This is a genomic window from Caulobacter sp. P1_B12_2 (genome assembly GCF_056406675.1).
Map to the genome: position 1 here is coordinate 1 of NZ_JBFTZS010000065.1, position 13,705 is coordinate 13,705.

The 13,705-nt window shown below is 66.9% G+C and carries 15 protein-coding genes; 6 read left to right on the top strand and 9 right to left on the bottom strand.

What is annotated here, in order from left to right:
* The coding region (locus tag AC1DZ6_RS06220; protein WP_477096324.1) for an enolase C-terminal domain-like protein at positions 1-600 on the top strand (600 nt) is incomplete at its 5' end.
* 78 nt (positions 601-678) lie between these two features.
* On the opposite strand, the gene AC1DZ6_RS06225 is transcribed toward AC1DZ6_RS06220, so the two are convergent.
* Positions 679-1,074, bottom strand: coding sequence for a DUF983 domain-containing protein (locus AC1DZ6_RS06225; RefSeq protein ID WP_477096325.1), 396 nt, complete (start codon positions 1,072-1,074; stop codon positions 679-681).
* 65 nt (positions 1,075-1,139) lie between these two features.
* Between AC1DZ6_RS06225 and AC1DZ6_RS06230 the strand changes: the two genes are divergently transcribed.
* Positions 1,140-2,510: an aminotransferase-like domain-containing protein gene (locus AC1DZ6_RS06230; RefSeq protein ID WP_477096326.1), complete on the top strand. Its 1,371-nt coding sequence runs from the start codon at positions 1,140-1,142 to the stop codon at positions 2,508-2,510.
* 118 nt (positions 2,511-2,628) lie between these two features.
* Here the strand turns inward: AC1DZ6_RS06230 and AC1DZ6_RS06235 are convergent, their stop codons facing one another.
* Entirely contained in the window at positions 2,629-3,198 is a 570-nt protein-coding gene (locus AC1DZ6_RS06235; RefSeq protein WP_477096327.1) for a 2'-5' RNA ligase family protein, read from the bottom strand.
* Between the two features lie 133 nt (positions 3,199-3,331).
* On the opposite strand from AC1DZ6_RS06235, the gene AC1DZ6_RS06240 reads away from it, so the two are divergent.
* The 3 genes from AC1DZ6_RS06240 to AC1DZ6_RS06250 all read left to right on the top strand — a co-directional run bounded on the left by AC1DZ6_RS06240 (position 3,332) and on the right by AC1DZ6_RS06250 (position 5,709).
* Positions 3,332-3,874 (top strand): hypothetical protein, encoded by a 543-nt coding sequence (locus AC1DZ6_RS06240; protein WP_477096328.1) that lies wholly within the window; start codon positions 3,332-3,334, stop codon positions 3,872-3,874.
* Between the two features lie 75 nt (positions 3,875-3,949).
* A complete protein-coding gene (locus AC1DZ6_RS06245; protein WP_477096329.1) occupies positions 3,950-4,387 on the top strand; it encodes a D-Ala-D-Ala carboxypeptidase family metallohydrolase in 438 nt (145 codons plus the stop codon).
* Positions 4,388-4,674: 287 nt separating this feature from the next.
* Entirely contained in the window at positions 4,675-5,709 is a 1,035-nt protein-coding gene (locus tag AC1DZ6_RS06250; RefSeq protein ID WP_477096330.1) for a PAS domain-containing sensor histidine kinase, read from the top strand.
* 162 nt (positions 5,710-5,871) lie between these two features.
* Here the strand turns inward: AC1DZ6_RS06250 and guaA are convergent, their stop codons facing one another.
* The 7 genes from guaA to AC1DZ6_RS06285 form a co-directional block, all read right to left on the bottom strand.
* Positions 5,872-7,434 carry a glutamine-hydrolyzing GMP synthase gene (guaA, locus tag AC1DZ6_RS06255; protein ID WP_477096331.1) on the bottom strand — a complete coding sequence of 521 codons (1,563 nt, stop codon included), beginning with the start codon at positions 7,432-7,434 and terminating at the stop codon, positions 5,872-5,874.
* Between the two features lie 106 nt (positions 7,435-7,540).
* Positions 7,541-8,821, bottom strand: coding sequence for an RsmB/NOP family class I SAM-dependent RNA methyltransferase (locus tag AC1DZ6_RS06260; RefSeq protein ID WP_477096332.1), 1,281 nt, complete (start codon positions 8,819-8,821; stop codon positions 7,541-7,543).
* Positions 8,822-8,829: 8 nt separating this feature from the next.
* Positions 8,830-9,225: an MAPEG family protein gene (locus AC1DZ6_RS06265; protein WP_477096333.1), complete on the bottom strand. Its 396-nt coding sequence runs from the start codon at positions 9,223-9,225 to the stop codon at positions 8,830-8,832.
* A 4-nt stretch (positions 9,226-9,229) separates the two neighbouring features.
* Positions 9,230-10,693, bottom strand: a complete 1,464-nt coding sequence (guaB, locus tag AC1DZ6_RS06270) for an IMP dehydrogenase (protein ID WP_477096334.1) — start codon at positions 10,691-10,693, stop codon at positions 9,230-9,232.
* Positions 10,694-10,805: 112 nt separating this feature from the next.
* Entirely contained in the window at positions 10,806-11,327 is a 522-nt protein-coding gene (locus AC1DZ6_RS06275) for a hypothetical protein (RefSeq protein ID WP_477096335.1), read from the bottom strand.
* A 4-nt stretch (positions 11,328-11,331) separates the two neighbouring features.
* Positions 11,332-12,039 carry an RlmE family RNA methyltransferase gene (locus tag AC1DZ6_RS06280; RefSeq protein WP_477096336.1) on the bottom strand — a complete coding sequence of 236 codons (708 nt, stop codon included), beginning with the start codon at positions 12,037-12,039 and terminating at the stop codon, positions 11,332-11,334.
* Complete coding sequence (locus AC1DZ6_RS06285) at positions 12,036-13,163, bottom strand: Ppx/GppA phosphatase family protein (RefSeq protein WP_477096337.1); 1,128 nt, start codon at positions 13,161-13,163, stop codon at positions 12,036-12,038. The genes AC1DZ6_RS06280 and AC1DZ6_RS06285 overlap by 4 nt, the downstream gene beginning before the upstream one ends.
* Before the next feature lie 161 nt (positions 13,164-13,324).
* Between AC1DZ6_RS06285 and hspQ the strand changes: the two genes are divergently transcribed.
* A complete protein-coding gene (gene hspQ / locus AC1DZ6_RS06290) occupies positions 13,325-13,654 on the top strand; it encodes a heat shock protein HspQ (RefSeq protein ID WP_477096338.1) in 330 nt (109 codons plus the stop codon).
* Positions 13,655-13,705: the final 51 nt, after the last annotated feature.

Here is a 13,705-nt window from a genome sequence, read left to right on the forward strand (position 1 = left end):
GAGGTGCACCTGCTGCACGACAGCCATCACCGCCTGACCCCGATAGAGGCCGGACGCCTGGGCAAGGATCTGGAGCCCTACCGCCCGTTCTGGCTGGAGGACGTCACCCCCGCCGAGAACCAGGCCAGCTTCCGCCTGATCCGCCAGCACACCACCACGCCGCTGGCCGTGGGCGAGGTGTTCAGCTCGATCTGGGACTGCAAGCAGCTGATCGACGAACAGCTGATCGACTATATCCGCACGACCATCGTCCACGCCGGCGGGATCTCGCACCTCAAGCGTATCGCCGGCCTGGCCGAGATCAACAACGTTCGCACGGGCTTCCATGGCGCCACCGACCTGTCGCCGGTCTGCATGGGCGCGGCCCTGCACTTCGACCTGTGGGTCCCCAATTTCGGCATCCAGGAATATATGCGCCACACGCCGGACACCGACCGGGTGTTCCCGCACGCCTACACCTTCAAGGACGGCGACCTACATCCGGGGCAAGCGCCTGGCCACGGCGTCGACATCGACGAAGAGCTGGCGGCGCAGTTTCCCTATCGCCCCGCCAGCTTGCCGGTGAACCGCCTCGAGGACGGCACCCTGTTCAACTGGTGATCCCAAGATCGCGCGTCGCCTCCGGGTGGCGCGACGAAGGGGACGCCTGCCCCGCCCCCGTCGTGGGCGTCCCCGCCCCTACCGCTTCTGGACGCTGGAGGCGCCGCCCTCGCTGGCGTTGTGGATGTACTGCTCGGCGACCAGCCAGGCCTTCACGGGCCGCAACGTGCCCAGGCACCCGACCAGCAGAGCCGGAAAGACGGTCGCGAACTGCACCCAGAGCGGCGGACTCCACACGATCACCGCCCAAGCCCAGACCGCGATCACCAAGATGCCGACGCCGGTCATGACGAAGAAGGCCGGACCGTCGGCCGGGTCGGCGAAGCTGAAGTCCAGCCCGCAACGATCGCAGCGCTTGGCCAGGCTCAGAAAGCCGCTGAACAGCTTGCCCTCGCCGCAGCGCGGGCAACGGCACTGCAGCCCCGCCTGAAGGCTGGTCGGGCTGTCAAAGTCGGTGAGCAGGGGCCGTTCCATACAATGCGCGCCTTGTTGCATACATTCTGCATTGAATGTATGTATCGCAGGATGGAAAAGCAACCATGAGCCGGGATCGCCCTACCACCGGATGGCTGCGGCACGTCCGCACGGGCGGCGGCCAGCCGATCTACCTGGCGCTGCTCGAGGCTCTTGAAACGGCCGTGCGCGAAGGCGAATTGCAGCCGGGCGATCAATTGCCGCCCCAGCGCGCCGTGGCCGACCAGTTGGGCATCGACTTCACCACGGTCACTCGCGCCTACGGCGCCGCCCGGACACGCGGCCTGATCGAGGGCGCGGTGGGACGCGGCACCTTCGTGCGCCGCCGCGCCGTCGATGACGAAGCCGGCCTGATCGATCTGAGCATGAACCTGCCGCCGCCCCCGCAAGGCGTGTCGCTGGCCGCCCTGCTCAAGGACACGACCGCCGCGATCCTCGACCGCACCGACGTGGCGACCTTGATGGCCTATCACGCCGGCCCGGGGACGCCGGGCCAACGCGCGGCCGGCGCGGCCTGGCTGGCGCCGGTGCTCGGCGAGATCCGCTCCGAGCGGATCGCGGTGTGTCCCGGCGCGCAATCAGCCCTGACCGCCGTTCTCACGACGATCACCAAGCCCGGCGCAGGCGTCGTGGTCGAGCCGCTGACCTATCCCGGGATCATCAGCCTGGCCGAGCGCCTGGGCCTGCGCCTGATCGCCTGTCCGGTCGACAACCAAGGCTTCCAGCCTGAAGCCTTCGCCCGGCTTTGCGCCCAGGAACGCCCGGTCGCCGTCTACCTAGTCCCGTCCACCCGCAACCCGGTTGCGACGACCATGGGCCTGACCCGGCGCCGCGAGATCGCGGCCATCGTCGGCGAGAGCGGGACCTGGCTGATCGAGGACGATCCCTACAGCCGGCTGTTCGACACTCCCCTGCCAGCCCTGGCCTCTCTGGCGCCGGAAGGGACCTTCCATATCGCCACAATGTCGAAGACCCTGTCGCCGGGCCTGCGCACCGCCTTCCTGGCGGCCCCGTCCGCAGCGATGGCCCAGCAGGTCGCTAACGGCCTGCACGCCACGGTCCTGATGGGGTCTCCTCTGACGACCGCCATCGCCGTTCGTTGGATCCGCGACGGAACCGCCGAACGCATCCTGACCGGCGTGCGGCTGGAGGCTCGCGCGCGTCGCGCTATCGCCGCCGAAATCCTCCCCGCCGCGCGGGGTGACGCCGAGAGTCTTCACGTCTGGTTGGACCTGCCGGCCGGTCTCGACGCGGGCGGACTGCGCGCGCTGGCCGCCGCGCGCGGCCTGGCGCTGGTCACCGCCGACGCCTTCGCCACGTCGCCTGGTCATCCCGCCGGACTCCGTGTCTCGTTGGGCGGCCCGGCCAAGGCGTCGCTGCTGCGCGAGGCCCTGGGCAATGTCGCGACCCTGTTGAGGCCGGCCGCGATCGTTTGAAACAACAAAAAACCCCGGAGCTTGACGGCTCCGGGGTCAGTTCAAATCAAGGGGGGATACAGCTAGACAATGCGCGACGCGGCGATTGGTTCAGCTTGATCGAAAAATCGGTATGCCTTCAGCGCAACGTCCAGCGCGCCAGCGGTATGTGCTCGGTCCGGCCCAGCAGGCTGTGGATCAAGGTGAAGCCGCTGACGGTCCATCTGATGGGCGTAATGGCCTGCTCGGCGACCAGCCGCTTGTCGTAGAGCATCGTCACGTGCGGCGTGAAACTCTTGTCCACCAGCTTGCCCAGACCGGTCCGCGCCATCGCCAGTCCCAGGTCGCGCTGGAAGGTCTTCAAGGCGTCCAGGCCCTCGCCGCCCTGCAGGACGAACGGATTGTTGCCGCCGTTGTGAAAACTGGCCGCGCGATCGAACGCGACCTCGAACGGCGGCGTCGTGATCGCCTCGGCCGCCTCGCTGGCCATCGACACGATGTCGCGCCGCAAGCCGGCGTGGTCGCCCAGGTGATGCAGGGTGATGTGAAACCGCTCGGGCGCCAGCGGCCTGCCGCTCAGCCCCTGCGCCGCCCGCAAGACGTCGGCCTGCCGGGCGATGGCGGCGGTCGTCGCGGGATCCGGAAAGATCGCGAAGAACAGCCGGTCGGTGATCGGCGGCGCATCGAATAGGGAGAACTGGTCGGACACGGGGCCATCCTGACGAGATTCCGGGAACAGCGCCACGGCACGGAGAGGACTAGCGCACAACCGCGCCGAGTGGTCATCTCGGGGAATGCAGGTCGCTCCTCCTAGTCACGATCTCCTGGTACACGCCCGCACGATGATCAGCATCATCATGGGCCTAAGCCTCGCGCGCCTCCTGAATGGGGTCGCCGGGCTGATCCAGCACCCGAAGAAGGAGCACCTGTGGTGGCCCCACCTGTGCTGGGTCGTCTACATGATGGTCTCGATCACCGCCTTCTGGTGGTGGCAGTTCCAGCTGCACGAGCTGCGGACCCTGACTTTCGAGACCTACCTCTTCCTGATCTCGGAAGCGGCGATGATCTTCCTGCTGTGCAGCGTGATCTTTCCCACCGAGATCAGCGAATATGACGGCTATGGCGACTACTTCATGTCGCGGCGGGCCTGGTTCTTCGGCCTGTTGATCGTAAGCCTCTCGATGGACGTCCTGGACACCCTGCTGAAGGGGATGCCGCACTTCCTGAGCCTCGGCCGCGAATATCCCATCCGGATCGCGCTGATGGTCGGCCTCTGCCTGGCGGGCTGCTTCATCCGCAACCTGCGCTTCCACACCGTCTTCGCCGCGGGCGCTCTGATCTATTTCGCGACCTATGTCGCGCGTCATTACGGGCATATCCAATAGGCCCTCGTCTCGAAAATTCCCGCTTGGATTGTGTCGTTTAGGCGCTAACCTTCCGCGACATCAGGAGGGGCGGCCATGAAACTCAGCGCGCATTTCTTGCTCGAGGAATTCATCATCTCCAGCAAGGCGCTGTCGATGGGCGTCAAGAACGACCCGACGCCGCCGCATTTGGAAAATCTCAAGCGCCTGGCCGAGCGCATGGAGGGCGTCCGGGCGCTGTTCAACCGGCCGATCGAAATCACCAGCGCCTATCGCAATCCGCAGGTTAACGCCGCGGTCGGCGGCGTGCTCGCTTCGGCCCATGCGCTGGGCCACGCCGCCGATTTCCATGTCGACGGCCTCAGCGATCTCGAGGCGTCCAAGTGCATTCGAGACAGCGGCTTGAAGTTCGACCAACTGATCTACGAAAAGAGCCGCTGCGTGCACATCAGCTTCGACCCCAGGCTGCGCCAGCAGGTGTTGCGCCAGCCGGGCGGTCCAGGCTCGACGGTCTATAACGGCCTCGAACCCTAGTTTCGCGCCCCGACTCTCGACAAAACCGCCCCTGACCAAGGGGCGCCACCGGGGGGACGCTCGACCTGCACGTTTAGGAACCAGAGATCTCCAACTCGCATTTCACGACGGGTGTTCAGTACACATCACCGCCGCGTTCGAGATTTCAGTTCGAAACTTCCGGCGCGCGGCGTTAGCGTATGAAAGTTCTCATTGTGCGCCTCATCGCGTGAATTCCTCACCGCGATCCACGTGAGACTAACGATCAAAACATAGGGCTAAATACCGAAATGCACACGGCTCACGAGATGAGCGAATGGTCCGCATTCAGCCTGCACGAATCCATACTCGATACTGTCGCGGCGAATGTGGCGATCCTCAACGATGAGGGCGAAATCATCGCGGTGAATGACGCCTGGATGCAGTTCGCTGAATTCCATGAACTTCCGTTGGAGGACTATGGGCTAGGACTCAACTACATCTCGTTCTGTGAAAGTCTGAACGCGCCTGGCGCAGAGGAGGCCAGGCAGGGTCTGCGAGATATGCTGGCGGGCGAGCCCGGGCCTCTCCGTTACGAATACCAGGTCATCCTCGCCAATGGTCCGATCTGGGTCAGGATGACCGCGACGCGAATTTCTCGCGATGATCGCAACCTGGTGATCCTGTCGCACGAGGACATCACTGTTCAGCGCCACGCCCAGGCCGCCCTGGGCCGGGCCACCGCCGCCCTGCTTCACGCCGAGGACGACGAGCGACGACGCATCGCGCGCGAATTGCATGACGGCACCGCCCAGTACCTGACCGGCGCCAAGCTGATGCTGGGCGCCATGAAGGTCGAGGGCCGCGCCGAAAAGGTTCGGGTCGAGGTCGTGGCCTTGCTTGCTCACGCCTTGGACGAGATTCGCAGCCTGTCCTATGTGCTGCATCCGCCGGCCCTGGAAGAGATGGGGCTCGGCCCGGCCACCCGGCAGATGGCGGAAGGTTTCGCACGCCGCACCGGGCTGGCGCTGCAGATCGACATCGCCGACGACTTCCCGAAAATGGCCCGGCCGACCGAGGTGGCGTTGTATCGCGTCGCCCAAGAAGCTCTGGCCAATGTCCACCGGCACTCCGGCAGCCCTCGTGCCTTGATCGGCCTGCGACAGGCCGGCGAGATGGTGCTGTTGTCGATCCGCGACTACGGCGTCGGCCTTCCGGAGGGTGCTTCGCCGACCACCGGCGTGGGCCTGGCGGGCATGCGCCTGCGCCTAGAATTCGTGAACGGCCACATCTCGTTCACCAGCGCCCAGCCCGGCGTTCTGGTCGAGGCCCTGGCGCCGTTCCTACCGAAGACGTCTGACTAGCGCCTCGACGAGCAGGCATTCAGGTGTCGGGTTGTGGCGGAAGCGGCAGCGGAACACGCAGCCGGCCAGCCAGGTCATGCGCCGGATTCCTGGCCTATCGCCGCCCCTAGTGATCGACGCCCTGCGCGAGTTGGAGCCGGCGAGTGCGGTGTTAGATCGCCCTCACTCCCATTCGATCGTACCGGGCGGCTTGGACGTCACGTCGTAGACCACGCGGTTGACGCCGCGGACCTCGTTGATGATCCGGGTGGCGGTCTTGCCCAGGACGTCCCAGGGGAATTCGAAGAAGTCGGCGGTCATGCCGTCGGTCGAGGTCACCGCGCGCAGGGCCAGGACGTTCTCGTAGGTGCGGGCGTCGCCCATCACCCCGACCGTCTTGACGGGCAGGAGCACGGCGAAGGCCTGCCAGATCTTGTCGTAAAGGCCGGCGTTGCGGATTTCTTCGAGGTAAATGGCGTCGGCGTCCTGCAGAACCTTGACCTTCTCGGGCGTGATGTCGCCGGGGATGCGGATGGCCAGGCCCGGGCCGGGGAACGGGTGGCGGCCGACGAAGGCCGGGGCCAGGCCCAGCTCGACGCCCAGGGCGCGAACCTCGTCCTTGAACAGCTCGCGCAGCGGCTCGACCAGCTTCAGCTTCATGAAGTCGGGCAGGCCGCCGACATTGTGGTGGCTCTTGATCACGGCCGAGGGGCCGCCGCGCGCCGAGACGCTCTCGACCACGTCGGGATAGAGCGTGCCCTGGGCCAGGAAGTCGGCGCCGTCGATCTTGGCGGCCTCGCGGTCGAAGATGTCGATGAACTTGCCGCCGATGATCTTGCGCTTGGTCTCCGGATCGCTGACGTCGGCCAAGGCGCCCAGGAACTCGTCACCGGCGTCCACGTGGATCAGCGGGATGTTGTAGTGGTCGCGGAACAGGGTGACGACCTGGTCGGCCTCGTTCTTGCGCAGCAGGCCGGTGTCGACGAACACGCAGGTCAGCTGGGCGCCGATCGCCTCGTGGATCAGGACGGCGGCCACCGAGCTGTCGACGCCGCCCGACAGGCCGCAGATCACCTTGCCGGCGCCCACTTGGGTGCGGATCTTCTGGACCATCTCCTGGCGGAACGAGGCCATGGTCCAGTCGCCGGTCAGGCCGGCGATGTTGAACAGGAAGTTGCGGTAGATCTTCGAGCCGTTGACCGTGTGCACGACCTCGGGGTGGAACTGCACGCCGTAGATCTTGCGGGCGTCGTTGGCGATGGCGGCGAACGGGGCGCCGGTCGAGGTGGCGATCACCTCGAAGCCTTCGGGGATGGCGGTGACGCGGTCGCCGTGGCTCATCCAGACGGTTTCCAGCTCGCCGACGCCGGCCAGGCCGTCAAACAGGGGGCTCTGCTTGCCGATGGTCAGCTCGGCGCGACCGAACTCGCCGGCGTGGCCGCCCTCGACCTTGCCGCCCAGCACGTCGCACAGCAGTTGCTCGCCGTAGCAGACGCACAGCATGGGCACGCCCAGGTCGAACAGCTTGGTCCCGATGCGGGGGCTGTCGGCCTCCAGCACGCTGGCCGGACCGCCCGACAGGATGATGGCGCTGGGGGCGTAGGCGTCGACCATGGCCTCGGCCTTGTCGAACGGATGGATCTCGCAATAGACGCCGGCTTCACGCACCCGGCGCGCGATCAACTGGGTCACCTGGCTGCCGAAATCGACGATCAGAACGCGCTGGTGATGGGTTTCGGCGGTCATGGGCAGAGGCTCTCCAGCGTGTCGGTTCGTTTCGGTCTCCCTGTCGGGAGCAATCTTTATTCTGGCGAGCCCTTTTGTTCCGACCGCGAGGCGGTCGGGCGGGCTCTTACGGCGCGTAGGACCCGCGCTCGATCACGGCGGCGAAGAAGCCGTCGGTCCCGGCGCGTTGGGGGGTCAGACGCAGATAGCCTTCCGGCGTCAGATGCTGTTCGACGCCCGCCAGGGTGATCGGCTTGACCGAGAACCCCGGATGGCGCTCGACGAAAGCCGCCACGCGGTCCTCGTTCTCCTCGGCCAGCAGAGAGCAGGTGACATAGATCAGGCGACCGCCCGGCTTCACGAAGTCGGCGGCGTCGGCCAGCACCGCGTCTTGCTCGATCTGGCGCTTGGCCAACTGGTCGGGCGAGAGGCGCCACTTGGCGTCGGGGTGGCGGCGCCAGGTGCCAGAGCCGGTGCACGGGGCATCGACGAACACCAGGTCCAGCTTGCCTTCCAGTCCCTTCAGCGGTTCGCCTTCGATCGGCGAGCGGATCTGCAGGTTGCGGACCCCTGCCCTCTGGCTGCGACGGATCGTGTCGGCCAGACGGCGGGCGTCGCTGTCGTGGGCGTAGATCTGGCCGCTGTTGCCCATGGCGGCGGCCAGCGCGAGGGTCTTGCCCCCGCCCCCGGCGCAGAAGTCGAGCACCTGCTTGCCCTTGATCGGACCGGCCAGGGCGGAGGCGATCTGCGAGCCCAGGTCCTGGACCTCGAACCAGCCCTTGGAGAAGGCCGGTACGGCCTCGACCGAGGGCGTGCGGTCTGCGGCGCCCGGCGCGGGAATGCGGAAAGCGGTGTCGAGGACACCGGCGGGCTCGGCCCCGATCAGGGCCACGGCCTTGGCGCCGCGCTCGACGTCGGTCTTCAGCAGATTGATGCGCAGGTCGACCGGCGCGCGTTCGGCCAGGGCGGCCATCTCGGCCCCATGATCGGCGCCCAGGGCGCGGGCCAGATGCGGCTGCAGCCAGTCGGCGTAGTCGCCGGCCACCGGGGTCGGCGCATCGGTCAGCGGTCGGGGCGATGCGATGCGCTCCCGCTCCGCGTCGGTYAGGGCGCCGGGGCCGTGCTCCTCGCCGGTCGCTTCGGCGATGCGGTCGATCGACCACTTCCAATCCTGGGCCAGCACGCCGAGCACCACGCCGCGCGGGCTGTCGTCGCCCATCATCCAGCCCAGCGAGCGTTTGCGGCGCAGCGCGTCCAGCGCCAGGCCCGACACGAAGGCGCGGTCCTTGGAGCCCGCGTAGCGAGCGCTCTCGCCCCAGCGCTTCAGCGCCATCCGTACGGGGAAATGACGCGTCTCGATCTCGGTGAGAACCTCGATCGCCGCTGCTAGTCTGCCGCCGTCGCGCATTTTTGCTTTCAGATCACCAAGGCCGCCAGGATCAGGCCGATGCCGATCAGGGAGGCCAGCCAGACCAGCGACCGGATGACCGGCACGCCGAAGGCATAGAGAAAGATATAGAGGGCCCGCGCCCCGACATAGAGCACCGCGCCATGGGCCGAGAGCATGCCGAGCCGGCCGCCCAGATAGGCGACCAGAACGGCGGCGGCGAAGAGCGGGAAGGTCTCGCGGAAATTGGCGGAGGCGCGTTCGAGACGCCCCGCCATTCCCGTCAGCACCACCGGCGTATCGCGAGACCCGACGTTCCACTTCAGACCACGCTGCGGCTGGGCGGCCGCGGCCGCCCAGAGCAGGTGGACGAGACCGATGATCACGGCCGCGGCCAGAAGTTGAAGTTCCAGGGCCATCCGCACGGCGCTAGACCGCGCTCGGATAGTTCGGCGCTTCCCGGGTGATCATCACGTCGTGGACGTGGCTTTCACGCAGGCCGGCGCCGGTGATCCGCACGAAGCGGGCCCGTTTCTGCAGTTCCAGAATGTTCGGCGCGCCGACATAGCCCATGGCCGCCCGCAAACCGCCGACCAACTGGTGCAGCACCGGAGCGATCGGACCCTTGAAAGGCGTTTGCCCTTCAATGCCTTCCGGCACCAGCTTGAAGCTGTCGGTAATGTCCTTCTGGAAGTAGCGGTCGGCCGAGCCGGCCCCCATGGCGCCCACCGAGCCCATGCCGCGATAGCTCTTGTACGAGCGGCCCTGATACAGGAACACCTCGCCCGGCGCCTCTTCGGTGCCGGCGAACATCGAGCCCATCATGGCGGTGGAGGCCCCGGCCGCGATGGCCTTGGCCAGGTCGCCCGAGTACTTGATGCCGCCGTCGGCGATCACCGGAACGCCGCTTTCGCGGGCCGCGCGGACGGCTTCGGCGATGGCGGTCAGTTGCGGCACGCCCACGCCCGCGACGATGCGGGTGGTGCAGATGCTGCCCGGACCGATGCCGACCTTCACCGCGTCGGCGCCGGCGTCGATCAAGGCGCGGGCGGCGTCGTAGGTGGCGATGTTGCCGGCCACGATCTGCACGCGATTGGCTTCGCGCTTCAGGCGGCTGACCGCCTGGGCGACCTGGCTGGAGTGGCCGTGGGCGGTGTCGATGACGACGACGTCGACACCGGCCTCCACCAGGCCCATCGAGCGCTCGAAGCCGGCGTCGCCGACCGTCGAAGCGGCGCCGACCAGCAGCCGGCCCTTGTCGTCCTTGGCCGCCAGGGGGTGGGCCTGGGCCTTCTCGATGTCCTTGACCGTGATCAGGCCGACGGCGCGATAGGCGTCGTCGACGACGATCAGGCGTTCGATCTTGTGCTTGCGCAGCAGCTCGCGCGCCTCGCGGTGATCGATGCCTTCCGAGACCGTGATCAGGTTGTCGCGGGTCATTAGCGCCGACGCCGGAACCTTGTCGTCGCCCTCGAAGCGCATGTCGCGGTTGGTCAGGATGCCGACCAGCTTGCCGCTCCTGGCCTCGACCACGGGGAAGCCCGAGATCTTGCGGCGGGCCTTGATCTCGCGGATCTCGGCCAGGGTGGTTTCCGGATTGATGGTCAGCGGGTTGATGACCATGCCGCTTTCGTAGCGCTTCACTTCGCGCACGTGGTCGGCCTGTTCGTCCACCGTCATGTTGCGGTGCAGGATGCCCATGCCGCCGGCCTGGGCCATGGCGATGGCGAGGCGGCTTTCGGTGACCGTGTCCATGGCGGCGGACACGAGCGGGATGTTCAGACTGATTTCACGCGTGAACTTAGTCTCGGTCGTCACCTGGGTGGGCATGACGTCTGACGGACCGGGTTCGAGCAAAACGTCGTCGAAGGTGAGCCCTTCGCGAATCTCCATTGGAGTCTCCATTTTGCGAGCCGCGTATACCTACGCAGGCCGTCCGTGTCGACCCGCTTGGCGGCTTAAATGGGGATGGAAGGGCCGAACGACGAGTTCGGACCGAAGTCGCCTAGACAGGCGGGAGCTTTTCGCAGGACTTGGCGCGCGGCAGGTAACCGGCCTTCTCGAAAGCCCCGTTGCGCCACAGCAAGGCGTAAACGCCTTCGCGACCTAGGTCTTCCTGTGGTGCGCCGGAAACAATCAGCAGATCGCTGTCGAGCCGATAGTCTACTCCGGCGAGGCCATCACCGACATGCAGCGTCGCCACTACGTCCATTCCGGTGAGCCGGGTCACGCTTCCCGTACGCGCATCCACGACTGCCCACTCCACGCAGCTTGAGCCGCMTCCCCAGGTCACGACCGTCAAATGGCCGGCGAAGTTCGGACCGCGCGCCGCCCCTTTCGTCAACTGGGTGCGAAACAGCCTGGAGAAGGCGCTGTCGAGTTTAACCGGCGCCGGCCGACCCCGCCAAACGCCCGACGGGTGATCCTGGTATCGCAACAGAGGTGTCGCGGCCTTTGCCGTTATCACGCAATCCAAGTCTATGGCCTGAGGCGTGAAAAGCGCCAGGGTCGCGAGCAAACCGATCACGCCGCTACCGCCCCTTGAACCCCGTCGCCACCAGGAAGACCTCGGAGCTGTCGCTGCGGCTGGCCTTGGGCTTGAAGTGGACCACCTTGGTGAAGTGCTTCTTGAGCCGGGCGATCACCTCGGCCGTCTCCCCGCCCTGGAAGGCTTTCGCGACGAAGGCCCCGCCGGGCTTGAGCACCTCAATGGCGAACTCCGCGCCGATCTCGATCAGGCCGACGATCCGCAGGTGGTCCGTTTCGCGGTGGCCGACCGTGTTGGGGGCCATGTCCGACATCACCAGGTCCGGCGCGCCGCCCAGCAGGTCCAGCATCTTCGGCGGACAGCTCGGGTCGGTGAAGTCCATCTCCAGGATATGGGCGGGCGCCACCGGGTCGACGGGGAGCAGGTCGACGCCGACGATGTCGGTCACGCCGCGCTCGGTCGCCATCTGCAGCCAGCCGCCCGGCGCACAGCCCAGGTCAATGATCTTCGCGCCCTTCTTGAAGAACCGGTACTTGTCGTCGATCTCGCTGATCTTGAAGGCCGCGCGGCTGCGATAGCCCAAGGCGCGGGCCTTGGCCGAGAACGGGTCGTTGATCTGCCGCTCCAGCCAGGCCTGCTGCGAAGGCGTGCGGCCGAAGGCGGTCTTCAGGCGCGCCGGCTTGGTGCGGCCGCTCTCGTTGCCGCCGGCCGGCGGCTTGACCATGCGTTTGCGGGGAGGTTCGTCGTTCATGCGTTCACCGTTGCGGGCCGGGACGACCGACCAGAGCCGCCTCGCCGACGCCGGCGCGGCTTCTTCTGCTGATCGGACATCAGGGACATCAGAAGACCCTCTCTAAGCCCCCGATCGGCGACACGCACGCGAGAACACGGCCAAAGCTCTTGAACCGCCTGCAAGATCGCCGCTCCGGCCAGCACCAGATCGGCCCGATCGGCCCCGATGCAGGGCTCGAGAGCCCGCTCCTTGGCGGTCAGGGTCAGCAGCCGATCGGCCGCCGCCTCGCACTCGTGGCGCTGCATCCACAGGCCGTCGACGATGTTGCGGTCGTAGCGCGGCAGTCCGAGATGCAGGCCGGCCAGGCTGGTGATCGCGCCGGAGGTGCCGACCATGTGGGCCCGATCGTCCTCGAACAGGCGGCGCATCGACTCCGCGTGCGGAAAGGCCTCGATCCGCGCCTTGACCGCATCGACCATCGCCCGGAACCAGCCCTCCTCCACCCGCTCGCCTTCGGGAAAGCGCTCGGCCAGGGTGACCACGCCGATCGGGATCGACAGCCAGGCCTTGATCGGCAGCTTCCAGGTCGCGAACTGCCGGGGCTTGCTGTCCAGGCCGCCGGCCTTCAGGTCCACCCAGGACAGCTCGGTCGAGCCGCCGCCGACATCGACCACCAGGGCCGCCTCGGCCTCGCGATCGAACAGGCTCATGCAGCCGGCCACCGACAGCTGCGCCTCTTCCTTGGGCGTGATGATCTGCAGCCGCAGGCCGGTCTCCTCGGCGACGCGGCGGACGAAGTCGGGACCATTGGCCGCGCCCCGGCAGGCCTGGGTGGCCACGGCCTTGACGCGCACCACCTTGCGGCGGCGGATCTTCTCGGCGCAGACCTTCAGGGCCGCCATCGAGCGGTCCATGGCCTCGTCCGAGAGCTGGCCCGTCTGGGACAGTCCCTCGCCCAGCCGCACGATCCGGGAATAGGCCTCGACCACGCGAAAGCCGCGCGGTGAAGGAGTCGCCACCAGCAGGCGGCAGTTGTTCGTACCCAGGTCGAGCGCCGCATAGCACGACTGCTCGCCTGACGGCCGGCGCCGGCCAGAGCCCGAAGGCTGCGGCGCGCCGGGCGCGCTCGGCGCCTCCGACATGGTCTTTCCACCTTGTCTCGCAGGCGATTCATGCCGAACCGCCTCACTTCGAGAGCGAGCATAGCGGCCAGATTCCCGCGCTGAAAGGCCTCGCCTTGTTATCCGGTCACGGAACTCTACGTTCAGCTTCTAGTCAGAAGACTCGATGTAGATTGCCGGGCATGAATTCGAGACTCGCCAAATTCGCGATCGGCCAAGTGGTCAAGCACCGCATCTTCCCCTTCCGGGGCGTGGTGTTCGACGTCGATCCCGTGTTCGCCAACACCGAGGAATGGTGGAACTCCATCCCCGAGGACATCCGGCCGACCAAGGACCAGCCGTTCTACCACCTTCTCGCCGAGAACGACGACAACACCTATGTCGCCTATGTTTCCGAGCAGAACCTGCTGGCCGACGAGACCGGCGAGCCCGTGGGTCACCCGCAAACGGCGGTGATCTTCGAGAGCTTCGATCATGGCGCCTACAGACTGCGGCCGCGGATCTCGCACTAAACCGCGCGACGCTTCCGGCGACGCCCGCGCGTCAAGCTGCTGTAGATAGCG

What these genes read in the sequence shown, in the direction of transcription:
- AC1DZ6_RS06225 (WP_477096325.1), bottom strand. Translation starts at nt 1,074, where the DNA reads ATGGAACGGCCCCTGCTCACCGACTTTGACAGCCCGACCAGCCTTCAG.
- AC1DZ6_RS06230 (WP_477096326.1), top strand. Translation starts at nt 1,140, where the DNA reads ATGAGCCGGGATCGCCCTACCACCGGATGGCTGCGGCACGTCCGCACG.
- AC1DZ6_RS06240 (WP_477096328.1), top strand. Translation starts at nt 3,332, where the DNA reads ATGATCAGCATCATCATGGGCCTAAGCCTCGCGCGCCTCCTGAATGGG.
- AC1DZ6_RS06245 (WP_477096329.1), top strand. Translation starts at nt 3,950, where the DNA reads ATGAAACTCAGCGCGCATTTCTTGCTCGAGGAATTCATCATCTCCAGC.
- AC1DZ6_RS06250 (WP_477096330.1), top strand. Translation starts at nt 4,675, where the DNA reads ATGAGCGAATGGTCCGCATTCAGCCTGCACGAATCCATACTCGATACT.
- guaA (WP_477096331.1), bottom strand. Translation starts at nt 7,434, where the DNA reads ATGACCGCCGAAACCCATCACCAGCGCGTTCTGATCGTCGATTTCGGC.
- guaB (WP_477096334.1), bottom strand. Translation starts at nt 10,693, where the DNA reads ATGGAGATTCGCGAAGGGCTCACCTTCGACGACGTTTTGCTCGAACCC.
- AC1DZ6_RS06280 (WP_477096336.1), bottom strand. Translation starts at nt 12,039, where the DNA reads ATGAACGACGAACCTCCCCGCAAACGCATGGTCAAGCCGCCGGCCGGC.
- AC1DZ6_RS06285 (WP_477096337.1), bottom strand. Translation starts at nt 13,163, where the DNA reads ATGTCGGAGGCGCCGAGCGCGCCCGGCGCGCCGCAGCCTTCGGGCTCT.
- hspQ (WP_477096338.1), top strand. Translation starts at nt 13,325, where the DNA reads ATGAATTCGAGACTCGCCAAATTCGCGATCGGCCAAGTGGTCAAGCAC.